This is a genomic window from Geomonas diazotrophica, from assembly GCF_018919385.1.
Taxonomy (GTDB): domain Bacteria; phylum Desulfobacterota; class Desulfuromonadia; order Geobacterales; family Geobacteraceae; genus Geomonas; species Geomonas diazotrophica.
Map to the genome: position 1 here is coordinate 57,077 of NZ_JAHLMF010000004.1, position 25,322 is coordinate 82,398.

A 25,322-nucleotide genomic window follows, 5' to 3' on the forward strand; every position below is an offset into this window, starting at 1 on the left:
CCTCGATTTAGAAAAGTTCCACGTTGCCGCCCAATTCGTCCTCGTCGGCCGCAGGTTGCCGCGGCGCGGACTGGGTGGGCATTCTCCCCCCGGTGGCGGGACCGCTCAGCGACTCGTGGATCCTGCGTTCGCTCTGCATGGTGTAGCGCTGGGCCAGTTGGTCCAGGTTCCCCCCCGAGCCGGCCGGGGCCAGCCTGCGGGCTTCGGTCGCGACGCCGGAGATGGCCCGGATCGACTCCTCCAGCACCTGGGCCACCTTGCGGTGCACCGTCATCCCCGACACCACCTGCTCGATGTCGGTGGAGAGCCGGGTCACCGCGTCGTCCATCTTGTGCAGCGAGTGCTGCAGCGTGTCGTTCACCTGCCTCAATGTCTGCACCAGGCCGGAAAGGGTCTGCACCATGCCGTGCACCTCGGACTCAAGCCCCGTGGTCTCGACACTCACCCCCTGGCTGAGCCGGTCGGTGACCGCGATGATCCCCTGCAGCGTCCCGGAGACCGCGCCGGTATGGTCGATGGCGTCGATGGAAAGCCGCTGGATGGCCTCAGCCAGGACCCCGAGCGCCGCCCCCTCGTCGCCGGTATAGGCCGACTTGATCTGGGCGTTCAGGGCGATCAGCTTGATCTCCTCGCCTATCTTTTCTATGTCGCCCACGAAATTGGCGATCTCCCCCACCGTCTCGGCGACGGTCCCCATGGCCACGCACAGCGCCTGGTTCACCTTCGAGCTCTCCAGGAGCGCGTCGGAGACCACCGAGATGTCCCTTTCCATGCCGGTGAAGAAGCTTCCCCCCGCCTGGTCCGCGATGCCGGACATGCCGCTGGTCTGGGCGGAGAGACCGGATTGCTTCCTGGCCACTTCCCTGAGGCTCTCCATGATGACCCGCACCGCGCCGTCCAGTTCGTCGGAGGCGTGCCGCAGCTGCGCTATCTGCAGCTCGCAGATGGTGGCTGTCGCGTCGGCGCCGCAGCTTCCCGCGTCGAGTCCCTCTTTGACCTCGGAAAGCGCCTCCTCGACATGCTCGATCTGCTGGCGCACGATGTCGTGGGCCTGCATGGACATGACCACGTCGCCGATGGAGCGGTACACCTCGTCGGAGACCGCGGAGACCAGCGCCACGGAGCTTGAGCAGCGCGAATTGATCTCGGTGAGGGACTGCAGGCTCTTCTTGGTCCGTGCCAGGACCTCGATTACCTTATCGTGCTGCTGGGCGCCGCTCTCGAGTACCCCGGTCAGGGTCTGCTCGATTTCCCGCGCCAGGTCGTCCTTTCTTCTCAGGATGAAGGCGGCCTTTTCGTTCACCTGGACCGATAGCTCGCCGACGTCGCTGGCAAGGGTGTCGAACCCCGCGGCGCTCTGCCCCAGCCGGGCGCTCTCGATCTTGGTGGAGATCCCCAGCATGCGCAGCACCTTGTTCACCTTCTTGAAGCCGGAGAGCGGATCGCTCACCTTCTCCAGGAGCCCGAGGATCTCGCGCAGCGTCTGGGCGCTCCCCTCGATCTCGTTCTGGGCCCGGTCCACGTAATGCCCCATGTGGTCGAGCATCTCTCCCAGGCGGTCCATGGCGCCGGTCACGTGATCGCCGGCGACCTCGCCCACCATTTCCGAGGCGAGCCCGGAGATTCCCAAGCCGCGCTGGTAGAAGTCCTGCAGCCTGCCACCGATCGCCAGGAACTCGTCTTCGGTGGTCCCCGATATCACGGCAAGCTCCGCCGCAGCCTTGGCCAGGACGCCGGACCATCCCGGCGCTAGTGCCCGTGTTTCGGATTCCCGGGCGCTGGTATCATTGCCGGCAGCTATCATAACTTTCCTTTTAACTCGTATGAGGTTGGTAAACGGCGGGCCTCTCCCGATTTTTCCACCAATGGCCCGGTTGAGTTAATTTATCGACAGGCGGGGGCAGATCTTGAAACCTTTTTCTCATGGAATCCAAAACTTCGGCAATTTAATGGGAAGTATGCGCCCTAATTGGTGTTCTTACTCCGCGGCTTCGGCCGCTTCCCCCCGAAAAAAGGCAACATCGCCGTAATCTCGGGCACTTTTGACCACAAAAAATGTTTACGGTGGAATTCCGGAAACACCCCTTAGTGAAGCGGTCACGCAAAGCACGCAAAGCACGCAAAGGTCAGGAAGAAGGCTCTTGTCGCGACCAAAAGCCTTCTTTGCATCCTTGGCGGATGCTCGGCGTTCTTCGCGCCACGCTTTTAAGGGTCGGGATTGCGGAGGAAAAAAAAGGGCGTCCAGGTGAAGGGACGCCCTTGTTGCTGCGAGGGTGGTATGGGGGGGCGAAGGCGTTCTTGCCTAGCGCCTGACGAAGATCTCGCGGGCCATGGCCGAGTCGATGGCGAATTCGGAGAACCCGACCCTGAAGATGTAGGAGGGAAACGCCTGCAGCAGGGAGATCCGGTTCCCCGGGAGCACCCCCATCGCCATCAGCTTCTGCATCTTCTTGCTGTCTTCGGTCTGGATGTAGGCGATGTCACCGTCGTCGCCCGGCTTCAGCTCGGTGAGCGGCACCACGCCCAGGTCGCCGGTTTTGCGGGCCTCCTCGCAGCACTCCCCGGGAGGGATGGGCTTGCCGTGCGGGCAGGTCGCCGGGTGGTTCAGCATGGTGCAGACCTTGCTGTCGACCCCCTCGTTCAAGAGGTGCTCGAACTGGCAGGCCTTCACATCACCGCTCTCGCCCCTGATGTTCAACACGTCCATCATCAGCCTCTCGGCGAGACGATGCCGCCTGATGGTCATGCGCCCTTCCTCGCGCCCCTCGGGGCGGAAGTAGATGCGCCCTCCCCTGATCTCCACCAGGGCGTGCGCGGAGAGCTCGTGGTAGGCGGGATCAGAGGGATCGATCTCCATCCGGTCCAGCTCGGCGTAGCCGGTTCCCTTCTCCTCCGACTCGATCCAGAGCGCCTCCAGTATCTCTTCCGCTTTATCGCTAAGCTTCATAACTTCTCCTTTTTCCCTCACTCGGGGTCATAGTTGCGGCCCACGGGCCCAGGCGCTACTCTCGATCCTTCTTGCCGAACATCTTCTTGAGCCCTTTAACGAAAGCAGGTTCCGGCGGGTTCTCATAATTGCAGCGGGGACATTTTACCATCTTGCAGCCGGATGACATCGGGCAATTTTTGCACCCCACGTTCCCTTCGCTCTCCGCAAACTCATGTCCGCAAAATCCGCACCTCATGCAAACCTCGACTAACGTACTACCTGTCCCGGAAACAAAACCGACGTAACAGGGATAAAGGGGATCAAAGGGATACCACCTGAAGCAAAAACCGGTGTCACGCCAAGACGCAAAGTCGCAAAGAAAAGACACCATCTTGGTAACTGTAGTTCTTATCCCCATTGTTGTTTTGAGCCTTTATCCCCTTTATCCCTTTTATCCCTGTTTGAATGATCTTGGGTGTCGCACCATTAGTTACAGGATGTTTGTCAAGAGCAGGAAACGGTTCAACAGCCACCCGGTGCCGAAGGCGAAGGTGGAGACGAACAGGCCGATGCCGATGGCGACCTTCCAGCCACGCTCCTTCTTCATGATCAGGAACTGCGCAACGCAGGGGATGAACAGGGTCAGCGTCACGGCGGCAACGGTAAGCTGGCGCGCATTCATGAGCCCCTTGCTCTGCAGGTCGTACAGGCCGGCGGCACCGTAATCGCGACGGAAGAAACCGAAGATGAAGGCGACGGCACTCTCCTTGGGAAGCCCAAGGGAAGCCATCACCGGCGTCATCGCCTCAATCATCTTCTCGAAGAAATGGGTGACCTTGCCCAGCCACAGGAGCACCGAGGCCAGGATGAACAGCGGCAGGATCTCCATGAAGTACCACTGCATGCGGGTGTAGGTCTTGGTCAAGACGTTGGAGAACTGCGGCAGCCGCATGGGCGGGATCTCCATGTAAAACATCGGGGTGTCGCCGGGGAGCACCTTGGCGGCGAGAAGCCCCACCAGCAGGAAGATGCCAAAGAGGCAGAGGCCCCAGACCAGGAGCGCCCCGGGGGTCTTGGCCAGAAGGGACATGATCACGCCGAGCTGCGCCGAGCAGGGAATCGCCAGCGCCAGCAGCACCGTCGCGATGACGCGCTCGCGCACCGTTTCCAGGGTACGGGTCACCATGGTGGCCATGGTGTCGCAGCCGAAACCGAGCACCATCGGGATGACGGCGCGGCCGGTGAGTCCCATGGTCTTGAAGACCCTGTCCACCAAAAGCGCCAGGCGCGGGAAGTAGCCGCTGTCCTCCAAGACCGAGAAGAAGAGGAAGAAAGTCGCGACGATGGGGAGGATGATGCCGACGGCGTAGCGAAAGCCGAGGGTGATGATGCCGTACTCGCCGACGAAGAGCTCCTGGATGATGGGCCAGGGGAGGCTACCCCTCACGACGCCGGTGATCCAGGGGTTGAAGAACCCTTCGAATCCCTTCCCCTCCAGGAGATCGACCAGGGTCCCGGCGCCGAAGACGCCGACGAACTGGTACAGGCCGAAATAGAGCACGATGAGAAGCAGCGGGATGCCGGTTGTCGGACGCACGGTCAGGCGCGAGATGCGCTCGGCCAGGGTGACCACCCGCTTCTGCGGGGTCCTGAAGGCACCGTCCAGCACCTTCTTCACGATCGCCTTGCGTTCCATGGAGAGGTCGAGGTGGAAGGATTCCCTGCGCTCGAAGCGTTTATCCCTGACCGCTGCCTCGACCAGGGCGAAGCCCTCCCCCTCGCTGGTGCGCACAAGCTCCGCCACCTCGTCGTCACCCTGCAAAAGGAGCAGCGCCAGCGACTTCTTGGAGAGGATGTACTCCCCCTTCAGGCGGCCGGCGATCTCGGCGATGTCCGCTTCCATGAGGCGGGAATATCCGAAGGGGGGGGTGCTGCTCGCGGTGGAGCCGGCGATGGCTGCCCTGATCTCAGGAACGCCGACCTTCTTGGCGGTAGCGGCACCGATCACCGGGATGCCGAGACGCTCTGACAGCAGCGGGATGTCGATCTCCAGCCCCATGCGCGCCGCCTCGTCCATGATGTTCACCACCAGCACCACCGGAAGCTCGGCCTCGATCAGCTGCAGCGTCATGGGGAGCATGCGCTCCAGGTTCCGGGCGTCGAGCACGTGCAGCACCAGGTGCGGCCGCTCGGTGAGCAGGATCTCGCGGGCGACCCGCTCCTCCTCGGTGATGGGAAGGATGGAATACATGCCCGGCGTGTCGATGATCTCAAATTCCTCGCCGTTGATGGTGGTAGTGCCGCGGGAGACCTCCACCGAGGTGCCGGGGTAGTTGGAGACGGTGACGTAAGCGCCGGTCAGGGCGTTGAAGAGTACGCTTTTGCCGACGTTGGGATTCCCGACCAGGGCCACTTTTTTGGCGCCGGTGCTGCTGACGGTGGGAGTTTCGTGACAGGAACCCTTCTTACCGAAAAATGACATGATTCTACCTACCCCTTTTTAACGTTCGTTTGCCAATGAAATGCCAATGAATGTCACTTTCATGATGGCGGGAAAAAATTTTGTGCGGCTTGATTCGGGCCTTGGCCGGTCCGGTGGCCGCGAGGGCATAAGGGCGCTAATGAGCCCTCCCTACGGCGCCGGCCGCTTCGGCTATTTCCTGCAGTTGGCGCAGAGGCCGTAAATTTCGAGGCGGTGCCGCTCGATCAGGAAGCCGCGGCTGTTGGCCACCTCGTCCTGCAGTTTTTCGATGGTTTCGTTTTCGAATTCTTCGATGTGGCCGCACCGGGTGCAGACCAGGTGGTCGTGGTGCTCCCCTTCGCTCACGTGCTCGTAACGGGTCTGGCCGTCGCCGAACTGCATCTCGCGGGCAATGCCTGCCTCCGCGAAGAGCTTCAGGGTGCGGTACACGGTGGCGTAGCCGATGTTCGGGTGCTTGGATCTGAGCTTCAGATACAACTCCTCGATGCTCAGATGCCTGTCGCTGGAAAGGAAACTGTCGAGGATGATGTCGCGCTGTTTGGTCGACTTGAGTCCCCTCTGGGACATGAAGTCGGCAAAAACTTTTTTCTTGGCTCGTTTCATGACAACCCCAATTGAAAGTGGATGTCATGATAGCGAGCGTCACTGGCACTGTCAACTCTTTTTTGGGACTGATGGAAAAGAGGCGGAGTCTGTGTCAGGCTTCGGGAAGAACATTGAAGCACAAGCATCCCGTTTACAGCCAGTGTCGCAGGGGGAGACCAACGTAGCTGCCGTTGTGAGGGCGAGGTGAAACAGATGCTCAAAGCCACGAGCGGATGACTGGTCAATGCGGATTATGTCACGCGCTCAGCGAAGTGGCACCGGCGCCCCTGCACCGACCTACTTCGCTCCGGGCTTGTTGATGATCTCGGGGGGGATGTCTTCGGGGAGCGGCTGTACCGGGCGGCCGCACTTGCGGCAGCATTCCTCGCAGCCGGTTTCCTTGCTGGTGTCCTCTTCCAGTTGCGGCTTCGTCTCCTTCTTGGCAGCCTTGCATTTCTGGCAACAGTCGCAGGCATTCTCCTGAGTCGGGCTGACCTCCACATCACGCTGATCGGGAAGGAACTTGCCGTTGCCCCGGTGCACCAGTTCACCATCTCCCGCATAAGACAGAGCGACTTGGGACAAGAGCAGCAACACGATCGCGATCGGACTCTTCTTCATATGCGGCTCCTCCGGTGGATTTCAGAATGGCGGGAACGCTAAACGTTAACATCGGCCAAATCCATGTCAAACGCCGCTTCGAAAAGGCGACGATGAAAATGGCCGGCATTCAGGCACGGTTGCTTTTCTCTGGTATACTCGCCGGATGAATAAACCCTAACAGGAGGTGTCACATGCAGAGGCGTTTGGTGGTAACAATGGCAATCTTGGCACTGGTAACCGGCGGCGTGATGGGGTGCAAGAAGAAGAGCGAAGAACAGGCTCAACCTCCACAAAGTGTCGTGTCGACCGCCAAGTCGGCAACGTCGAACGCGCCGCCGGCGCCATCCTCGACCGGCCTCACCGGGGAGCAGCTCTTCAAGCAGCATTGCGCGGTCTGCCACCCCAACGGCGGCAACACCATCACCCCATCCAAGACTTTGAGCGCCAAAGCCATGGCCGACCAAAACAAGATCACCAAACCCGAGGACATCGTCAAGGTCATGCGTAACCCCGGCCCGGGCATGAACAAGTTCGACGAGGGGATGATCTCCAACGACGACGCCAAGAAGATCGGACAATACATCCTGGCCACCTTCCCCTAATCCACATCTGCTCCAGGTGGGGGCGTCAATGCCCCCACCGAAGCCCCTCCCTTTGTGACGCGGTTCACTTCTCTTGGCACCTATGCAGTAAACCAACCTTCCGCGTCGACAGACTCGCGGCCGGCGATGGACGCTTTGCAATCCCCCGGGGCGACAGTAGAGTTGGGGAGTCAATCCTGACCGGAGTGCCGAACTGACCAAGGGGGCCGATATGGAAAAAGAGGAAAGCCTTAAGCTGGCCGCAGGGATCATGCACGACTTCGCCGTGCAAACCGGCCTGTCCGGGGAGAACAAGACTCCGCGGCGCTATCTCTGGACCGACGCCTTCGCGGTCTGTAACTTCCTGGAACTCTACCACCGCACCCAGGACGAGGAGTGGCTGGGGCTGGCCCGGCAACTGGTGGACCAAGTGCATCACACCCTGGGGCGCAACCGCCCGGACTCGGCCAGGAGCGGCTGGCTGAGCGGTCTCAGCGAAGAGGAGGGTGAACGGCATCCCACCCGTGGCGGTCTGCGCATAGGCAAGAAGACGGACGAACGCGCGCCGGACGAGCCGTTGGACGAGCGACTGGAATGGGAGCGGGACGGACAGTACTACCACTACCTGACCAAATGGATGCGTGCACTGGGCCGCATCAGCCGGATCACGGGGGAAGCCGGGTACCTGCGCTGGGGAATGGAGCTGGCGCAGACGGCACACCGGGCCTTTCGCTTCAACGCGGCGGCGGAGGGCGTTTTGGGACTTCACTGGAAGATGAGCAGCGACCTCAGGCGCTCCCTGGTTCCCTCGGTCGGGCAGCACGACCCGCTGGACGGCCTGGTGACCTGCTGCGAGCTCGTCTTTGCAGCCCGGCTGTTCCCCGACGAGGAGTTCCCGGACCTGCAGCGGGAGATCCGGGAGTTGACCGGGATGTGCCGCAACCGGGACTTCAGCACCAGCGACACCCTCGGGATCGGGAGCATGCTGGTCGATGCCTGCCGGACCGGCGAACTGATCATCAACGACGCCTTCCATGACCTCGCCCTATTCCGGCGCATGCTGAACGACGCCCTCCTCTCCCTGGAGGACCTCGGCGGGGGCTTTCTGGATCAGCAGGCCAAATACCGACTGGCGTTTCGAGAGCTCGGACTCTCGATAGGGTTGAAGGGAGCCGTACGGCTCGCCAAGCTGTTCGAGGAGTATCCGGACGTGCGGGGGGGCGAGCTGGCCTCGTGGCTGCAGCCCCGGTTCGAAGCCTTACTGTGGTTTCACAAGATGGCGGGAAAAATAGAGGCGTTCTGGATCGGAGAAAAGAGGAAGCAAACGGAGCACTGGCGGTCCCACGGCGACATCAACATGGTGATGCTCGCCACGAGCCTGGCCCCGGAGCAGTTTCTCAAAAGCGGTTGAAACTCAGACCAGCGCCGACGTAGATGGCCGGTCATCAGGGTGAGCACTGCATGGCGCCTGGGAAGGAAACTTCCACCACCGGCGCGGCCAGCCCCCCCGGCCAGCTCCCAGATCCGCTCGGGGGACCGGTGTCCCGGTATAAAGCAGCGAAGTCCCGCCACGGGTGACGCGGTACCCCACCGCCTGCGGCGGCTATTTGCCCCCCAGCGCCGCCAGCCTCTCCTGCGCCTGTTTTGCCAGCGGGCTGTCCGGGTGCTTCGTCACTATTTCCTGGTACAACTGTTTCGCGTGTTCCCGGTTGTTCTGTTTTTCCTCGAACTGGGCCGTATCGAAGAGTTCCCTCCCCTTGTCTCCGGCGCAGCCGCCAAGCGCCGCCAGCAGCAGCGCCCCCAGTACCAGTCTCTTCATCGTTGCCTCCTCCATTCCCCGTCACTCTTTCCACGCAGCATGAACATAGGCACCATTACCATTAGGAGATGACCATGTAAATATCTTTTCCTGTCCCAGGCCACATCCCCTATTCCAGTCGGCTGCACACGACCGAACGTGAGCCGACAATCGGGAGGGATCCGGCCATGGTGACGCCCTCCCCCTCCACGCTCGCCCTGCACGCTAACTGCGGCTGCGGTGACCCCGGTCACATCGCCATAAAAAATTAGAGATATATAATTCAATGGCAAAAGCCGGCATCGTGACCGTAACCGGGACCACTGCCTCTGCCCGCCGCGGCAGAGGCACAACAAGCTGCATGTGGAGGTGGCTATGAACGTGACAGAGCTGAAGAAGGTGTCCAAAATCGCATGCATCGCAGTCGTTCTGGCTTTGCTGTCTGCCTGCGGAGGAGGAGGGGGGGACCAGCCGGTCGACAAGTCCAAGTACACGGGGGCGACCGCCAGGGCAAGCATCAATACCGGCAACGCCGTAGCCTTTACCACAGATGCCTACGCTGCCGGAAGCATCGGTTCGTCGGCAAACGTTATCGGCGTCATGGTGCAGAATGAGGGAAGTCCCGACGGCAAGTTGACCACCCTTCCGGAAATCGCCGCCACCGTCCGGGGAAGCCTCGCCCAACTCTTCGCGCGAGGGGGACAGGCCACCACACTCACCGGTGTCGCAGCCAGCAGCACGGTTTACGGTGCCGTCGGGGGATCGGCCGCCGTAACCATGACCGTCAACGAAAGCACCGGCAACTTTACCGGGACCATGACCTTCAGCAGGTACCAGAACGTGAGCGACGGCCCGACCATTTCCGGGACCGTCACCATGACCGGTATCTACAGCCCGAACACCGGCCGGTACGACTCCATCACGATGGAATGCGCTCCGCTTTCCGCCACCACGGCCAAAGGGACGGCGACCATTTACGGCTCCTTCGCTTTCAGCGTCGACGCCACCAGCGAAAAACTCAAGATGTCCTGCACGGTGAGCGTCAACTCCAGTCCCAACTACTGGGTCAAGGACTGGACCTACACCTTCACGGCGGGCACGCTCACCATAACCGGCGTCTACTATCACCCGAGCTACGGGTACGTCGAGGTGACCACACCGACACCGCTAAACGTAAGCTCGATCTCGGGGGTACCGAGTTCGGGCGTGTTCCAGGCCGCCGGCGCCCACTGCTCCAAGGCGAGACTCACCTTCAGCTCGTCGGGCTCGGTGGTAACCGCTACCGGCGGAGACGGTCAGGATTGGCAGCTCTGCAACGAATAGCCGGGAGAGCTTCAAGACCCCCGGCTCACAGAGCCCCCTTCCCCGCCCCGGAAGGGGGCTTTGTTTTTCGGCTGGGAGCGACTCTGCCGGCGGCGCCGCTCCTTGAACAAACTGCTTTCATGGCCTAAAGTCATAGCTATGCCATCCGCATTGAGACATTTCCATCCGCTGATCCAGAAATGGTTCATCGAGAAAGTGGGACAGCCCACCGATGTCCAGTTGCGCGCCTGGACCGAGATCAGCCAGGAGCGCCACGTCCTGGTCACCGCGCCGACCGGCAGCGGCAAGACCCTGGCCGCCTTTTTGTGGGCCATCAACCAGCTGGTCACCGGGGCCTGGTCCTGTGGCGAAACCCGGGTGCTCTACGTCTCGCCGTTGAAGGCCCTCAACAACGACGTGCGGCGCAACCTGCTTGCTCCGCTTGCCCAGTTGCGCGACTACTTCGCCGCCCATGGGGAGGAGTTCCCCGCCATCGCCGTCCAGACCAGAAGCGGCGACACCCCGGGCGACGAGCGCCGCAGGATGCTGCGTCATCCCCCCGAGATCCTGATCACCACCCCGGAAAGCCTCAACATCCTGGTCACCTCCAAGGGAAGCAGGTCCACCCTCACCGGCGTGGTCACGGTCATCCTGGACGAGATCCATGCGGTCGCCGGCGACAAGCGTGGCACCCACCTCATCACGGCGGTGGAACGGCTGACGCTTTTAAGCGGCGAGTTCCAACGTATCGCCCTCTCGGCCACGGTGCGCCCACTGGAAACGGTGGCCGATTTCGTGGCGGGGCTGCGCCAGGTAGGGCAGCGCTACCAGCAGCGCCCGGTGGCGCTGGTACGAGGCGAGCAGGAGAAGCGCTTCGAGCTGGAGATCAGCGCGCCGGAGGCCATGCCCCCCGGCGCGGAGGGAGAATTCTGGCCCGCCTTGGTCGACAGGTTCACCGAGATCATCACCAGGCACCGTTCCACGCTCTTCTTCGCCAACAGCAGGAGGACCACCGAGAGGGTGACCCGCCTGATCAACGAGCTCTCCGGGGAGGAGCTCGCCTACTCGCACCACGGTTCGCTGTCGCGGGAGATCCGGCTCGCCGTCGAAGAGCGCCTGAAGCGGGGCGAGCTGAAGGCCATCGTGGCAACCAACTCGCTCGAGCTCGGGATCGACATCGGCAAACTGGAGAGCGTGGTGCTGATCCAGACGCCGCGCTCCATCTCCTCGGCCATCCAGCGCATCGGTCGATCCGGGCACGGCGTGGGTGAGGTGAGCAGCGGCATGCTCTTCCCCACCTACGGCATGGACTTCGTCTGCGCCGCCGTGATCGCACGTGCCATCGCCGACGGCGAAATAGAGGAACTGCACCCGGTGGAAGCCCCGCTGGACCTGCTGGCCCAGATCATTCTCGCCATGGGGCTGCCCGAGCAGTGGCACCTGGACGAGCTCTACGACTTCCTGAGATGCAGCTATCCGTACCGCAACCTGTCCCGGCGGCAGTTCGACCTGGTGATCGGCATGCTGGAAGGAAAGTACGCCGACTCCCACGTGCCGGAACTGCGCCCACGGGTGACGGTGGACCGGCTGGAGGAGACCGTCGCCACCCGCCCTGCCCTCTCCATGCTGGTCTACCTGGAAGGGGGCACCATACCGGAACGGGGCTACTTCGAGCTCCGCCTCAAGGAGACGGGGGCGAAGATCGGGGAGCTGGACGAGGAATTCGTCTGGGAAAGAAGGCTCGGGGACACCTTCGCGCTCGGGGCGCAGGTCTGGCAGATCACCGAGATCAGCCACAGCACGGTGCTGGTCGTGCCGGCCCGGAAGCCCCAGCAGATCATCCCCTTCTGGCGCGCCGAGGAGCTGGACCGAGACTTCTATTACTCCGAGAAGATCGCCGCCTTCCTGGAGTCGTGCGAAGAGCGGCTGGGGCACCCTTCAGATACGTCGCAGCAGGGGCTGGTCGAGGAGCTGATGCGGCGCCACTTCATGGACCGGGGTGCGGCGCAGGCGTTGGAAACGTATCTGAAGCTGCAAAGGGAGGCGAGCCGGGGCGCTCTCCCCCACCGCCACCACCTGCTGGTCGAGCATTTCCGCGACCCTGTCGGGGGGGCCGATACCGAGCAGATCATCCTGCACACGCTCTGGGGTAACGCCGTGAACCGCCCGTTCACCTTCGCGCTCACCGCCGCCTGGGAGAGGCGCTACGGCTACCCGTTGCAAGCCTTCTACAACAACGACGGCATCGCGCTGCTGCTCCCCCACGAAACGGACCGGCTGAACGAGATCCTGGAGCTGGTCACCCCGGATAATATCGAGCCCCTGCTCAGGGAGTCGCTGGAGGGGACCGGCTACTTCGGCGCCCGCTTCCGGGAGAACGCCGGGCGGGCGCTGCTCCTGTCCCGGAGCAACTTCAAGAGAAGGATGCCGCTCTGGCTGAACCGCCTCCGCTCCAAGAAGCTCCTCGCCTCAGTGCTGCGCTACCGCGACTTCCCGGTCCTCATGGAAACCTGGCGCTCGGCGCTTAAGGACGATTTCGACCTCGCGAACCTGAGGCGCCTTTTGGAGGAGATCCAGGACGGCACCATCGCCGTCACCCGGGTCGACACCAGGGAGGCCTCTCCCTTCGCCAAGGGGCTGATCTGGCAGCAGACCAACAAGTACGTCTACGAGGACGACACGCTCGGGGGCGGCCGGAAATCCGCCCTCGGCAGCGACTTCCTCAAGGAGCTGGCGCTATCCCCGCACCTGCGCCCGGACCTCCCTTTGGAACTGGTGCGCCAGTTCCAGGAGAAGCGGCAGCGTCTCGCCCCCGGCTACGCCCCCGATTCGGCCCGGGAACTCATCGACTGGGTGAAGGAAAGGTTGCTCGTTCCGCTGTACGAATGGCCGGAGCTGCTGCAGGCGCTGGCACGCGACGGCGGGCCCGAGGCGGAGGAGCTGCTGCCTCAGGTGGCGGAGCGGCTCGTCCTCCTGGAGTCACCCGGAGCGGACGGCCCTCTGGTAGCGGCGCTGGAGATGATACCGGAGATCGCCGAGGGGCTGGGGCGGAGCAGGGAAGAAATCGTCCTGTCCGTGCTCCCTGACCACCAGCGCCTGCCCGGGCTGCTGCAGGAGTCGCTCGACAGGCTGTGGCAGCGGAAGTCGGATGCCGGTGACGCCGCGGAGGAGGAAGAACCTGCCGCAGCGAGGCTGGTCGGTAGATGGCTCGGCTATTACGGTCCGGTGGAGGTGGCCGTCTTGCAGCGCACCCTCGGGCTTGAAGAGAACCTGCTGCGCGACGCGCTGCAGACACTTGAGGAAACCGGCGCGGTCCTGGTGGACCAGTTCACCGAGGGCGCCGCGGAGCCGCAAGTCTGCGATGCGGTGAACCTGGAGGCGCTGCTGCGCATGCTGCGCAGGTCGAGAAGGCCCGCGTTCGAGGCGCTGCCCCTCGCCCAGCTCCCCCTGTTCCTGGCGCGGTTCCAGGGGGTCGCGGAGCCGGGGAGGACCCCCGAGGAGTTGCGCGACAGGCTGGAGCAGTTGCTTGGCGCCCCGCTTCCGGCGAGTCTATGGGAGGAAGAAGTCCTCCCCGCTCGCCTCGCTCCCTACCTCGGGACCTGGCTGGACAGCCTGATGCAGACGAGCGACCTGCTCTGGTTCGGCTGCGGACCCAAGCGGCTCACCTTCGCCTTCCCGGAGGACCTCGACCTGTTCCAGGATCAGGAGGAAAGCGGGACGGGAGTGGATGTGCGCGAGCATGCCTCGCTGATTCCGGATCACAGGGGGCACTACAACCTGAGCGCCATCTGCTCCATAGCGGGTGTCACGGCGGCAACGGCAACCACGGAGCTTTGGCAGGAGGCATGGAGGGGCGACGTGAGCAACGACTCCTTCGTCGCGGTGCGCAAAGGAATCTTGAACCGCTTCGAGCTGCCGCAGGGCGACTCGGGGCATCTCCGGCATCCTGCCCACGGTCGGCCCCAAAGGCGCCTCCCCGGCAGCCGCTGGAGCCGCGTCCAGGAAGGCCCGGGCAACTGGTTCCTCCTGCCGCAACCGCAGGGGGAGACCGACGTGTTGGAAAAAGAGGAGAGGAACAAAGATCGCGTGCGGGTGCTGCTGGAGCGCTACGGCATCCTGTTCAGGGAGCTTTTGACGCGGGAGCTCCCCGCCCTGCAGTGGAGCCGGCTGTTCAGAACCCTGCGTATCATGGAGATGTCCGGCGAACTTGTTTGCGGCAACTTCTTCACGGGGATCCCAGGGCTGCAGTTCGTCACGCAGGAGACGTACCGGCTGCTGGAGCGTGGCCTGCCCCAGGATGCCATCTTCTGGCTCAACGCCGCCGACCCCGCCTCGCTCTGCGGCAGCGGCCTGGAGGGGCTGCGCGAGGAGCTTCCTTCCCGCATTCCGTCAACCCACCTGGTCTACCACGGCCCGCACCTGGTCCTCATCTCAAGACGCTACGGCAAGGAACTGGAGTTCAGGGCCGAGGCGGAGCACCCCCAGTTGGAGAGCTACCTCGCCTTGTTCAGAGCCCTGGTCGGCCGCGACTTCAACCCGTTGAAGCGCGTCACCGTGGAGCGGATCAACGGCGAGCCGGCAAAGGAATCGCCGTATGCCGAAGCTCTCAGGCGTTTCGGCTTCCAGGAATCCTACTCCGGGTTGGAATACTGGAGGCAGTACCCTTAGCGCCCTATCCTCCTCCCCCTCGCCCTCCGGGCGAGGGTGCCCGCAGGGCGGGTGAGGGAGATGCCACGAAGCCAGTTGGTTGCCTTTTGCACCGCCCTCACCCCTGCCCCTCTCCCGGAGGGCGAGGGGAACCTTGGCGGGGGAAAGCCTACAGTTCCTCTGAGCTTGCTTACGAGGTGATCGCCGCCGTAAACCCGCCGCCGTCCGCCGGCACCAGCTCCATGCTGTTTTCGATGCAGGGGATCCGATCCTCCGCGTGGTGGTTCACGTAGAGGATCTGGGTGTTGCCGGTGCGCCCCAGGTGGTCGATCAGCTTCAACACCATCTCCCGGTTCACGTCGTCCAGCCCCTGGCATGGCTCGTCCAGGATCAAAAGGTCCGGCTGTTTCACCATGGCCCGGGCCAGCAGCACCAGCCGCTGCTCCCCGTAGGAGAGATCCCGGAAAGCATGGTCCTTTCTGTGATCCATGTGCAGCAGCTTGAGCCACTCCAGCGCGATCTCCTGCTGGCGCAGGGTGTACTGGGAGTACATGCCGATGGAGTCGTACATCCCCGAGATCACCACGACCTTAACCGTCCCGCCGACCCGGTACTCCTGCTGCAGGGAAGTGGAGACCAGGCCGATGCGCTTCTTGATGTCCCAGACGCTCTCCCCGCTCCCCTTCCTGCGGCCGAACAGGCTAATGTCGTTGGCGTAGGCCTGCGGGTTGTCGCCGCTGATCAGGCTCAACAAGGTCGACTTCCCCGAACCGTTGGGGCCGCTGATCTTCCAGTGTTCCCCGGCTTTTACCGTCCAGTAGACGCCGTTTAGCACGTACTTCTCACCGTAGCGTACCGTCACGTCCTTCATCTCGATAAGCGGCTGCCCCGGAACAAGCGGCGGCGCGCCGCGCGCCGTGTCGACCTCGGGCAGAGTTTCCGGGAGGGTGTAGTGAAAGGCGTGGAAGCGGCGCAGCGCCTCCGAGTTCAGCATCTCGTCCCTGGTTCCGGACCTGAGGATGCGGCACTCCTGGAGGTAGGCGATGTGGGTCGTTTCCGGCATGATCTCGCTGAAGCGGTTCAACAGCAGCACGACCTGGATGCCGCGTTCGATGCAGCGGCTGATCAGTTGGCGCAGCACGTCGGATGATTCCCGGTCCAGCCCATCAAACGGCTCGTCCAATACCAGGAGTTCCGGTTCCTGTAACAGAGCCTTGCAGATGAGGGTCTTGCGCATCTCACCGGTAGAGAGGAACTTGATGCCGCGTTCCAGGATCTTGGTGAAGCCGAGCTCCCGTGCCAGTTCGGCCAGTCTCGTCTCGTCGGCGTCGGTCCCGGCGAGGATGAACCGGTCCACGCGGGTCCCTTCCGTCACGTAACCGAGGAAGTCCGAGTCGTCGTTGTAGCGCTCCTTTTCCAGGATCTCGTCGATCTTCTCGAAAGAGACAAACCCCGACCGGGCCGGGACGCGGCTGGTGCCGGAGGTGACCGGCAGGTCGTTGCAGAGGAGTTTTCCCAAGGCCGATTTCCCCGACCCGTTCGCCCCGACCACGGCCCAATGCTCGCCGGGGTTGATCTGCATCGTTATCCCTTCCAGGAACCTCAGTTCCGTGATCCTTGCTTTTACCTTGTCCAAAATGATTTCGACCACTTTATTTCCCTTTACACCTTAAGTGGAATAATGCCTCCCAACGGCTTCGTTGACGTCATAGCGTCACTGCGTTATGCTCGGTGCGGAGGTAAAGACATGAGCGCACTAACAAAAAGAACAACTATTTACCTTGATCCTGCCATGCATCAGGCGCTGCAGCACAAGGCCTTGGAAACATCGCGTTCCGTTTCCGATCTCGTGAACGATGCCGTCCGCAAGACCCTTGCCGAGGACGCCGAGGATTTGGCAGCTTTTCAAGAGCGGGTCAACGAACCGCTGCTGACATACGAATCTCTGCTGAAAGAACTAAAGGCCGATGGCCGTCTATAGCATCCTGCGAGGTCTACCGCTAACCAGGAACCAGGAAAAGCAATGACAACAAACAAGGGGTGAGCACGACGTGCTCACCCCTTTTCTTTGGCTTCTTCTGCCCTGATGCCGCAGACGTTATTACTTGTTCAGGAACTCGCGCCCAAACGGGGACATCGCGCGCAGGCGCGAGATGATCGGGGGGAGCGCCTCGATGACCGCGTCGATATCGTCATCGGTGGTGAACCTGGAGAGCGAGAAACGGATGGAGCCGTGAGCGCAGGTGAAGGGGACGCCCATGGCGCGCAGCACGTGGGACGGCTCCAGCGAACCGGAGGTGCAGGCGCTGCCGGAGGAGGCACAGATTCCCTTCTCCGAAAGAAGAAGCAGGATCCCCTCCCCTTCCACGAACTCCATGGCGATGGAGAGGGTGTTGGGAAGACGCTCGGTGCCGCCGCCGTTGATCCTGGTGTTGGGGATCAGCGAGGTCAGCTCGCGCTCCAGGCGGTCGCGCATCTCGCGCACGCGCCCGGCCTCGTCCGCCATGTACTGCTCGGCCAGCTGGCAGGCCTTGCCCATGGCGATTATGGAGGCGGTGTTCTCGGTGCCGGCCCTGCGGCCGCGCTCCTGGTGCCCGCCGACCAGCATCGGGCGGAACGGGGTGCCGCGCCGCACGTAGAGGACGCCGACCCCTTTGGGGGCGTGCAGCTTGTGCCCGGAGAGCGAAAGCATGTCGATGGCGGACTCGGCCATGTTCAGCTGGATCTTGCCTACCGCCTGCACCGCGTCGGTGTGGAACAGGGCGCCCTTCTTCTTCACGATCTTGGCGGCTTCCTCGATCGGGAAGATGACGCCGGTTTCGTTGTTGGCGTACATGAGGGAGACGATGGCGGTATCTTCATCGAGCGCCTTCTCCAGTTCGTTCAGATCCAGCTGCCCGTTGCCGTCCACGTTGAGTTCGGTGACGCGGTAGCCGCGCTTGGTCAGGTTGCGGCACTGGGTCAGCACCGCCGGGTGCTCGACGCGGCTGGTGATGATGTGGCGCTTCTCCGGGAAGACCTCCAGCGCCGAGCGGATGGCGGCGTTGTCGCTCTCGGTGCCGCAGGCGGTGAAGACGATTTCGTCCGGCAGGGCGCCCAAAAGGGAGGCGACACGGGCGCGGGCCTCGTCCACCTTCTTTTGCACCTGGCCGCCGAAGAAGTGCATGGAACTCGGGTTGCCGTACAGCTCGCAGAAGTAGGGACGCATCTCCTCGAAAACCCGCTCGTCCACCTTCGTGGTGGCGTTGTTGTCAAGATAGATCTCTTTCATCCCTGTACCTCCTGTACCGTGATGTCGGGGGAAACCAGTTCGCGCAGCTTCTGCTCCACGAACTTGGCGGTGTAGCCGGAGGAGGCGCAACCGGCGCAGGCCTTCCTGAAGGCGACCTGAACGTTGGAGCCGTCGATATCGATCAGCTCGAGGTCGCCGCCGTCAGCCCAAAGCTGCGGACGGATCTCGTTCTCCAGGGTCTCCTGGATCAGCTGCATCTTCCTGAGGTTGGTGAGCTTGGCCGGCTTTTCAACGGCCGCCTTCTTCTCCTCGCCCATCACCTCGGCGATGAGTTCCTTGATCTTCGGGATGCAGCCGCCGCAAGCGCCGCCAGCCTTGGTGAAGTGGGTGACCTGCTCCGCGGTGTGCAGCTTGTTGGAGGCGATCACCTTCTTCAGGAAGACGTCGGTAAGGCCGAAGCACTTGCAGACCAGCTCACCCTCGGTCTCGACATGGTCGTGGCCGTGGCCGTGGGCGGGCGCGTCGACGCCGCGGTACTGGGCGATGGCGGCTTCCAGCGCCTCCTGCCCCATGACCGAGCAGTGCATCTTCTCTTCCGGAAGCCCACCCAGGAAATCGGCGATCTGCTGGTTGGTGATCTCCAGCGCCTCGTCCAGCGTCTTGCCCTTCACCATCTCGGTCAGCGCCGACGAGGAAGCGATGGCGCTGCCGCAGCCGAAGGTCTGGAATTTGGCGTCAACGATGCGCTCTTTGTTCTCGTCCAGCTTTATAAACAGCTTAAGGGCATCGCCGCAGGCCAGGCTGCCAACCTCGCCGACCGCATCAGCATCCGTTATCTCGCCCACGTTCCTCGGGTTGAGGAAATGTTCTTTTACTTTATCGGTGTAGTCCCACATAGACCCTCCCTCCTAATTAGTCCGGTTATCATAGCGCAAAGCTTGCGAAAAGAACAACCCCTAAACGACCACAATTCACAGCAGCGCGGTAGGGTACCCGGATTTACGTAACGTTTCCGGCAGGAACTGCAATTCCCGCTCCGCTTCAAGCCTCATCGGGCCAGCGAGCAATCACGAAGCGATAACTGCGGGAATATGCGTCGAAAGTTCTGCTGCGCGAATGAGCGGCTATCACCGATGTTTCCCCGAGGGTGCCGGCAACGTGACCGGCAACTGCCACACAAAAGAGCATCTGTAATAAAATGGGACGCAGTCACCGCCAGGCTGGAAGCCCTGCGCGGAACTGCGTCCCGGATGGGACAGGTGTTTCATCATGGCTTTACGGGAAGAACCGTTCCCTCTTGCCTCCCCCCCCATCGACGCGAGGGGACGAAGCCAACAAGGAACCGGACCCGAAATAGTCGCTGTTACCCCTTGCCGAGAATGAACTCGCGGCCGGCATCCACCAGCGCCTGCAGGCGCTCTTCGCTGGACGCCTCGCAGTACAGCCGCACCACCGGCTCGGTCCCCGATTTACGGAACAGGAGCCAGCTGCCGTCTTCGAGGATGAACTTGTTGCCGTCTATGGTGATCTTCTCCTTGACCGGCTCCCCGGCAAAGCCGGCCGGCGTTGCGGCGATCCGCTCGGGGAATACCTCTTCCAGTTCCGGAGAAAGGGTGAGGTTGATCCTCTTGGTGAGGTAGCGGCCGACCTTGCTGTAAAGACGCTCCAAAAGCGCCTTGACCGGCATACCCTCGTGGGCCACCATCTCGGCCACCAGCAAGCAGGCGAGGATGCCGTCCTTCTCCGGGACGTGCCCCTTGATGGTGAGCCCGGCGCTCTCCTCGCCGCCGATGATGATCTTGTCCTGGGCGATCAGTTCGCCGACGAACTTGAAACCGACCGGCGTCTCGTAAACCTTGACGTCGTGCATCTTGGCGACGGCATCTACCAGGTGCGAGGTGGCGACCGAACGTCCGACGCCCCCTTTCATCCCCTTGACACGGACCAGGTAGTCGAGCAGCAGCGCGATGATGTAGTTCGGTTCGATGAAGGTGCCGTCGCCGTCCACGATGCCGAAGCGGTCCGCGTCGCCGTCGGTGGCGATGCCGAGGGCGATCTCCGGGTCCTGCCGCACCAGCTTGATGAAATCCTGGATGTATTTCTCGCTCGGCTCCGGCGGGAAGCCGCCGAAATAGGGGTCACGGTTGGCGTTCATCTGCACCACCTTCACCCCGTGCGCCTTGAGCGGTTCGGCCAGATACCCGCGCGCCGTTCCGTAAAGGGGGTTCACGGCGATGGTGCCGAGCTTGGCGATGACAGCGAAGTCGATCTTCTTGGCCAGGTCGTCGAGGTAGTGCTGCATCGGGTCGATCTCTACCAGGAGCCCCTTTTTCACGGCCTCGTCGATGGAGCACTCGTTGTAGCAGATCTCCCCCAGCATCTCGTTGGCACGGCGCTCGATGTCATCGGTGGTCTGCGGCAGGGCGGGTCCCCCCCAGGAGGGGGAGAACTTGATGCCGTTATACTCGGGCGGGTTGTGGCTGGCGGTGAAGTTGATGGCGCCAGCGGTCCTGCGCCGGAGAATCTCGAAGGAAATCACGGGTGTGGGGGTGTCGCGAACACAGAGGAAGGTGGTGATGCCGGAGCCGGTCAGGACACGGGCCGCCTCGCGGGCGAAGGCCTCGCCCATGAAACGGGAGTCGTAACCTACGATGATACCCTTGCCCGCCTCACCGTTGCTCTTTACGTGATCCGCAATGGCTTGGGTCACGACCTTAACATTCTCAAAGATGAAGTCCTCACACAAGATACCGCGCCAGCCGGACGTGCCGAAAGTAATCCGCTGCATAATCCCTCCAGGAGAATTGATAGTAAGGTCACCTGAATCTGGCACAACGCCCGCCTCCGATGGATAACTTATCGAAAACAAAAGTGCCAAGCAACCCGAATGAATAATTACTAGAGCTTAATCCAGTCCTTTGGGAGAGTCAAGTTTTCGCTAAAAAAGTGGGTTGACATTTTTCTTTCGAAATTGGTAGAGTGTCTCTTATCAACGATTACGAAGCAATTTGAGGAGGCTTAAACATGCAATGTCAAACCGTACTTCCTGGTGCAGAGTGCACTTTCTGGGGTAAACAGGGTTGTGTATTCACCGAAGGTTCCTGCCAGCCGATCGTGGAAAACTGCGAAGGTTGTGACAGGATCGTAGACGGCTCCATCGGGAAGGTTTGCAGCGCATACCCGGCTCCCGAGAAGAAGTGGGTCGGCGGTATCTGCAACTTCGCGTCCCACGTCAAGGTCGAGATCAAGACCGACGACGCCAAGATCAACCCGCTCAAAGCTTCCAAGAAAGCTGCAGGCGCCAAGAAGAAGAAGTAGTACACGCAGTTATCTGCTGTACCCTAAAAAGGGAGGACCGAGGTCCTCCCTTTTTTTTGCCAACTACAGATCTGGAGGTGTGCGATGCCTTTCGACTTTCTGGCCTGCCCTGCGTGCGGTGCGAAGGTGAAGGAGTACAAGAACCCGCTGCCGACGGTCGACGTGATCGTCGAGCTCCCGGAAGGAATCGTCCTGATCGAGCGCAAGAACGAGCCCCTCGGCTGGGCCATCCCCGGCGGCTTCGTGGATTACGGCGAGACGCTGGAGCAGGCCGCGGTGCGGGAGATGCAGGAAGAGATATCGGTGGAGTTGGAGGAGAAGGACCTGAGGCTGCTCGGCTGCTACTCAGATCCCGCCCGCGACAAACGCAGCCACAACATCTCGACCGTCTACGTCGCCAAGGCTATGGGCACCCCCAAGGCGGGCGATGATGCGGCAGCATTCGCCATCTTCCCCATCGATGCCCTACCCGAACCGCTCTGCTTCGACCACGCACAAATTCTGTCGGACTACCGCAGCAGGAAGGAAGCGGGAAAGATATAAAAAGGGACCTTCCTTCGGCGGAGAACGGTTGGAATTTAAAAACCGAGGTTCAAAAGGAAAAAGGAAGACATACGAGTCGGGCCTGCGTTCAAAACATTAAAATGAAAGTTGAACTCTAAAAATAATCATTCAACTTCCAAAAGCGCGTGTTCAACTTCAAAATTAAAATCTCAAACGATTAAAAAATTGCGACAGCGCCTCGAACCGACGTTTAAACTTCCAAAAAAAAAGTTGAGCACCAAAAAAAATCGCTCAACTTCAAAAACCGCGCGTTAAACTTCCAAATTAAAATTTCAAACGATTAAAAAATTGCGACAGCACCTCGGATCGATGTTTAAACTTCAAAAAAATAAGTTAAGCACCAAAAAAAAACGCTTAACTTCAAAAACTGCGCGTTAAACTTCCAAATTAAAATTTCAAACGATTAAAAAATTTCGACAGCGCCACGGACCGATGTTTAAACTTCCAAAAAGAAAGTTGAGCACCCAAAAAAATCGCTCAAGTTCAAAAAAAAGAAGTTGAGCGCCAAAAAAGTTCGCTCAACTTCTAAAACCGCACGTTGGAATCCCGCCTTCGCCCCTACTACTCGAAAAACCGCAGCACCGGCAGGCTCGGAATGAGCCCCATCTCGAACGCGTGCCGGAAGAACAGCCGCGCCCCTTCGAGGTGCGCATCGGTCAACTCGTACGAAATGGTCTGCCAGTAATCCACCAACGCCTCCTCGCTGAGCCAGCCCCGCTCCTCGCACTGAGCCGCGATCTCGGCGTAGCTTGCGTAAGCGAGTTTCTTGGCCGCGACCAGGTCACGGGCGAGTGCCGCCAGTTCGGCGCGCTTCTCCAGCGCCGCCTCGCGCTGCACAATCCAGAGGGCGAAGACGAAGGGGAGCCCGGTAAACTCGTGCCAGAGCTGTCCCAGGTCGTAAAAGAAGAACCCGGAACCGGAGGCCGCCCCTTTCAGGGCGGCGTCGCCGATAAGCAGGAGGCCGGGATACTCCTCCAGCGCCTGGTGGAGCGGCAGCGTGGTCCGTTCGAAGCTGTTACTGAAGCCGAATTTCCTGGCCAGCAGCACCTTCAACAGGTTCACCGAGGTGTCGGACTCTGCGGTGAGGCCTATGACTGCGCCATCGAGCTCCTCGACCGGAACCCGGGAGAAGAGGAACACGCTCTTCACGGGACCGATGGCGCTGATGGAGAGCTCCGGGAGCAGGCAGTACTGCTCGTGCGCCATGGCGTATTCGATCGAGGAGGACGGGCTGAGATCGATCTCTCCGGCACGCAGCATGGCGTTCAGGCGCGCCGGTACTCCATCCACAAACCGGTAGCCGGTACAGTCGAAATTGGAGGCGAGAGCGGTGAAGATGGGGGTGCAGTTCGCGTACTTGATGTGTCCTATGTTGATGGTCACGGGAAAACTCCAGGATAAGGCTGAGGCAAAAGGAAAAGGCGAGAGGATCTCTCGCCTTTTCAGGTCTATCTGAAACAACTAGCTGTTACTCTTCGGAAACGGAAACGGTGTCCTCGTACAGCTCGGCGGACATGAGAAGGTTCAGCTCCTCCGGATCGGCCATCTCGATGACGACCAGCCAGCCGGCGTCGTAGGGATCATCGTTGACGAATTCCGGCGCGGTGCCAAGTTCGGTGTTCACCTCGAGCACCGTGCCCGAAAGCGGCGCGTAGAGGTCGGCCACGGTTTTTCTCGCCTCGATGGAGCCGAACGAATCGTCCTGCTCCAGCTCATCTCCCGGCTCCGGGAGCTCGACCGAGGTGACGTTGCCCAACTCCGACTGCGCGTAGTCGGTGACCCCGATTACGGCACGGTAACCCTCGACGCGGACCCACAGGTGCTCTTTGCTGTACTTAAGCTCTTCTGGAAAGTCCATAGTTACTCCAATACCAGCCTTTCGATGAAGCCGGTGTCTATGTTCCCTTCTATGAAGTCTTTGTTGGCCATGATCCGCTTGTGGAACGGAATGGTGGTCTTGATGCCGTCCACGATGTACTCGTCAAGGGCGCGTGCCATGCGCTTGATGGCCTCTTCCCTGGTGTCGGCATGCACGATGAGCTTGGCGATCAGGGAATCGTAGTGCGGCACGACGGTGTAGTTGGTGTACACGAACGAGTCGACGCGGACGCCGAGCCCGCCCGGGGTGTGGTGGTCGGTGATCTTGCCGGGGCACGGGGTGAACTTCACCGAGTCTTCGGCGTTGATGCGGCACTCGATGGAGTGCCCCTTGATCTTGATGTCATCCTGGGTGTAGCGGAGCTTTTCGCCGTAAGCGGAGCGGATCTGCTCCTTCACGATGTCGACGCCGGTGATCATCTCGGTCACCGGGTGCTCAACCTGCACGCGGGTGTTCATCTCCATGAAGTAGAAGTTGTTGTTCTTGTCGACCAGGAACTCCATGGTCCCCACGCTCGAGTAGTTGACGGCCTTGGCAGCGGCGACCGCTGCCTCGCCCATCGCCTTCCTGAGCTCGGGGGTGGTGACGGTGGAGGGAGCCTCCTCGATCACCTTCTGGTGACGGCGCTGGATGGAGCAGTCGCGCTCGCCCAGGTGGATCACGTTGCCGTGCTTGTCGGCCAGGACCTGGATCTCGACGTGGCGCGGGTTCTCGCAGTAGCGCTCGATGTACACTTCCGGGTTGCCGAAGCCGGTCTGCGCCTCGGTCCTCGCGGTCATGAACGCGTTGGGGAGGGCCGCCGGGGAGTGCACGATCTTCATGCCGCGCCCGCCGCCGCCAGCCGTCGCCTTGATGATGACCGGGAAGCCGATCTCCTTGGCGACCTTGATCGCCTCAGTGACGTCGTGAACCCCTTCCTTGGTGCCGGGGAGGATGGGCACGCCGACCTTGATGACCGCCTGACGGGCGGAGATCTTGTCACCCATGATGCGCATGCTCTCGGCGGTGGGGCCGATGAAGGTGATGCCGCACTTCTCGCAGATCTCAGCGAACCTCGGGTTTTCCGAAAGGAAGCCGTAGCCCGGGTGGATCGCCTCCGCGTCGGTCAGTTCGGCAGCGGAGATGATGGCGTTGATGTTCAGGTAGCTGGAGAGGCTGGGAGCCGGACCGATACAGACGCTCTCGTCGGCGAGTTTCACGTGCAGCGACTCGGCGTCGGCGGTGGAGTAGACGGCGACCGTCTTGATCCCCATCTCCTTGCAGGTCCTGATGATCCGGAGGGCGATCTCCCCCCGGTTGGCTATAAGAATTTTATGAAACATGATGTCTCCAGAAACAGATTAAGATTGAGACTAAGATTAAGGATGAGGCTAAGACCAAGATCGAAGGTGAGACAGCCACA

Annotated in this window: 21 protein-coding genes; 7 read left to right on the forward strand and 14 right to left on the reverse strand. The window is 61.4% G+C overall.

Annotation, left to right across the window (positions count from 1 at the left end; translation table 11 throughout):
- Window positions 1–7: 7 nt before the first annotated feature.
- The 6 genes from KOM00_RS05095 to KOM00_RS05115 form a co-directional block, all read right to left on the reverse strand.
- Window positions 8–1,804 carry a methyl-accepting chemotaxis protein gene (locus tag KOM00_RS05095; RefSeq protein ID WP_216497758.1) on the reverse strand — a complete coding sequence of 599 codons (1,797 nt, stop codon included), beginning with the start codon at window positions 1,802–1,804 and terminating at the stop codon, window positions 8–10.
- 498 nt (window positions 1,805–2,302) lie between these two features.
- Entirely contained in the window at window positions 2,303–2,947 is a 645-nt protein-coding gene (locus tag KOM00_RS05100; RefSeq protein WP_216497759.1) for a metal-dependent transcriptional regulator, read from the reverse strand.
- 55 nt (window positions 2,948–3,002) lie between these two features.
- Entirely contained in the window at window positions 3,003–3,185 is a 183-nt protein-coding gene (locus tag KOM00_RS20590) for a hypothetical protein (protein WP_236026753.1), read from the reverse strand.
- A 234-nt stretch (window positions 3,186–3,419) separates the two neighbouring features.
- Complete coding sequence (gene feoB, locus KOM00_RS05105; RefSeq protein WP_216497760.1) at window positions 3,420–5,411, reverse strand: ferrous iron transport protein B; 1,992 nt, start codon at window positions 5,409–5,411, stop codon at window positions 3,420–3,422.
- A 171-nt stretch (window positions 5,412–5,582) separates the two neighbouring features.
- A complete protein-coding gene (locus KOM00_RS05110) occupies window positions 5,583–6,014 on the reverse strand; it encodes a Fur family transcriptional regulator (RefSeq protein WP_216497761.1) in 432 nt (143 codons plus the stop codon).
- 279 nt (window positions 6,015–6,293) lie between these two features.
- The gene (locus KOM00_RS05115; protein WP_216497762.1) at window positions 6,294–6,617 is read right to left on the reverse strand and encodes a hypothetical protein; all 324 of its coding nucleotides are present in this window, start codon (window positions 6,615–6,617) and stop codon (window positions 6,294–6,296) included.
- Between the two features lie 197 nt (window positions 6,618–6,814).
- On the opposite strand from KOM00_RS05115, the gene KOM00_RS05120 reads away from it, so the two are divergent.
- Window positions 6,815–7,201, forward strand: coding sequence for a c-type cytochrome (locus tag KOM00_RS05120; protein WP_236026754.1), 387 nt, complete (start codon window positions 6,815–6,817; stop codon window positions 7,199–7,201).
- A gap of 211 nt (window positions 7,202–7,412) precedes the next feature.
- Entirely contained in the window at window positions 7,413–8,591 is a 1,179-nt protein-coding gene (locus tag KOM00_RS05125) for a hypothetical protein (protein ID WP_216497764.1), read from the forward strand.
- Window positions 8,592–8,783: 192 nt separating this feature from the next.
- Here the strand turns inward: KOM00_RS05125 and KOM00_RS05130 are convergent, their stop codons facing one another.
- The gene (locus KOM00_RS05130) at window positions 8,784–8,999 is read right to left on the reverse strand and encodes a tetratricopeptide repeat protein (RefSeq protein WP_216497765.1); all 216 of its coding nucleotides are present in this window, start codon (window positions 8,997–8,999) and stop codon (window positions 8,784–8,786) included.
- A 354-nt stretch (window positions 9,000–9,353) separates the two neighbouring features.
- Here KOM00_RS05130 and KOM00_RS05135 point away from each other — a divergent pair, with 354 nt between their 5' ends.
- Window positions 9,354–10,301 carry a DUF1996 domain-containing protein gene (locus KOM00_RS05135; RefSeq protein ID WP_216497766.1) on the forward strand — a complete coding sequence of 316 codons (948 nt, stop codon included), beginning with the start codon at window positions 9,354–9,356 and terminating at the stop codon, window positions 10,299–10,301.
- Between the two features lie 138 nt (window positions 10,302–10,439).
- Window positions 10,440–14,948: a DEAD/DEAH box helicase gene (locus KOM00_RS05140; protein WP_216497767.1), complete on the forward strand. Its 4,509-nt coding sequence runs from the start codon at window positions 10,440–10,442 to the stop codon at window positions 14,946–14,948.
- Window positions 14,949–15,117: 169 nt separating this feature from the next.
- Here the strand turns inward: KOM00_RS05140 and modF are convergent, their stop codons facing one another.
- Window positions 15,118–16,578, reverse strand: coding sequence for a molybdate ABC transporter ATP-binding protein ModF (gene modF, locus KOM00_RS05145; protein ID WP_216497768.1), 1,461 nt, complete (start codon window positions 16,576–16,578; stop codon window positions 15,118–15,120).
- 96 nt (window positions 16,579–16,674) lie between these two features.
- Between modF and KOM00_RS05150 the strand changes: the two genes are divergently transcribed.
- Window positions 16,675–16,908 carry a ribbon-helix-helix protein, CopG family gene (locus KOM00_RS05150; protein ID WP_216497769.1) on the forward strand — a complete coding sequence of 78 codons (234 nt, stop codon included), beginning with the start codon at window positions 16,675–16,677 and terminating at the stop codon, window positions 16,906–16,908.
- A gap of 120 nt (window positions 16,909–17,028) precedes the next feature.
- On the opposite strand, the gene nifS is transcribed toward KOM00_RS05150, so the two are convergent.
- The 3 genes from nifS to KOM00_RS05165 all read right to left on the reverse strand — a co-directional run bounded on the left by nifS (window position 17,029) and on the right by KOM00_RS05165 (window position 20,947).
- Entirely contained in the window at window positions 17,029–18,198 is a 1,170-nt protein-coding gene (gene nifS, locus KOM00_RS05155) for a cysteine desulfurase NifS (protein WP_216497770.1), read from the reverse strand.
- On the reverse strand, window positions 18,195–19,055 hold the full coding sequence (nifU, locus tag KOM00_RS05160) for a Fe-S cluster assembly protein NifU (RefSeq protein ID WP_216497771.1): 861 nt from the start codon (window positions 19,053–19,055) through the stop codon (window positions 18,195–18,197). Before nifU ends, nifS begins: the two co-directional genes overlap by 4 nt.
- Window positions 19,056–19,522: 467 nt before the next feature.
- Window positions 19,523–20,947 (reverse strand): phosphoglucomutase/phosphomannomutase family protein, encoded by a 1,425-nt coding sequence (locus KOM00_RS05165; RefSeq protein WP_216497772.1) that lies wholly within the window; start codon window positions 20,945–20,947, stop codon window positions 19,523–19,525.
- A gap of 236 nt (window positions 20,948–21,183) precedes the next feature.
- Here KOM00_RS05165 and KOM00_RS05170 point away from each other — a divergent pair, with 236 nt between their 5' ends.
- Window positions 21,184–21,477 carry a PxxKW family cysteine-rich protein gene (locus tag KOM00_RS05170; protein WP_216497773.1) on the forward strand — a complete coding sequence of 98 codons (294 nt, stop codon included), beginning with the start codon at window positions 21,184–21,186 and terminating at the stop codon, window positions 21,475–21,477.
- 84 nt (window positions 21,478–21,561) lie between these two features.
- Entirely contained in the window at window positions 21,562–22,020 is a 459-nt protein-coding gene (locus KOM00_RS05175; protein WP_216497774.1) for an NUDIX domain-containing protein, read from the forward strand.
- A gap of 582 nt (window positions 22,021–22,602) precedes the next feature.
- Here the strand turns inward: KOM00_RS05175 and KOM00_RS05180 are convergent.
- The 3 genes from KOM00_RS05180 to accC form a co-directional block, all read right to left on the reverse strand.
- On the reverse strand, window positions 22,603–23,424 hold the full coding sequence (locus tag KOM00_RS05180; RefSeq protein ID WP_216497775.1) for a menaquinone biosynthetic enzyme MqnA/MqnD family protein: 822 nt from the start codon (window positions 23,422–23,424) through the stop codon (window positions 22,603–22,605).
- Between the two features lie 85 nt (window positions 23,425–23,509).
- Window positions 23,510–23,899, reverse strand: a complete 390-nt coding sequence (gcvH, locus tag KOM00_RS05185) for a glycine cleavage system protein GcvH (RefSeq protein WP_216497776.1) — start codon at window positions 23,897–23,899, stop codon at window positions 23,510–23,512.
- Window positions 23,900–23,901: 2 nt separating this feature from the next.
- The gene (gene accC, locus KOM00_RS05190; RefSeq protein ID WP_216497777.1) at window positions 23,902–25,242 is read right to left on the reverse strand and encodes an acetyl-CoA carboxylase biotin carboxylase subunit; all 1,341 of its coding nucleotides are present in this window, start codon (window positions 25,240–25,242) and stop codon (window positions 23,902–23,904) included.
- Window positions 25,243–25,322 lie beyond the last annotated feature (80 nt).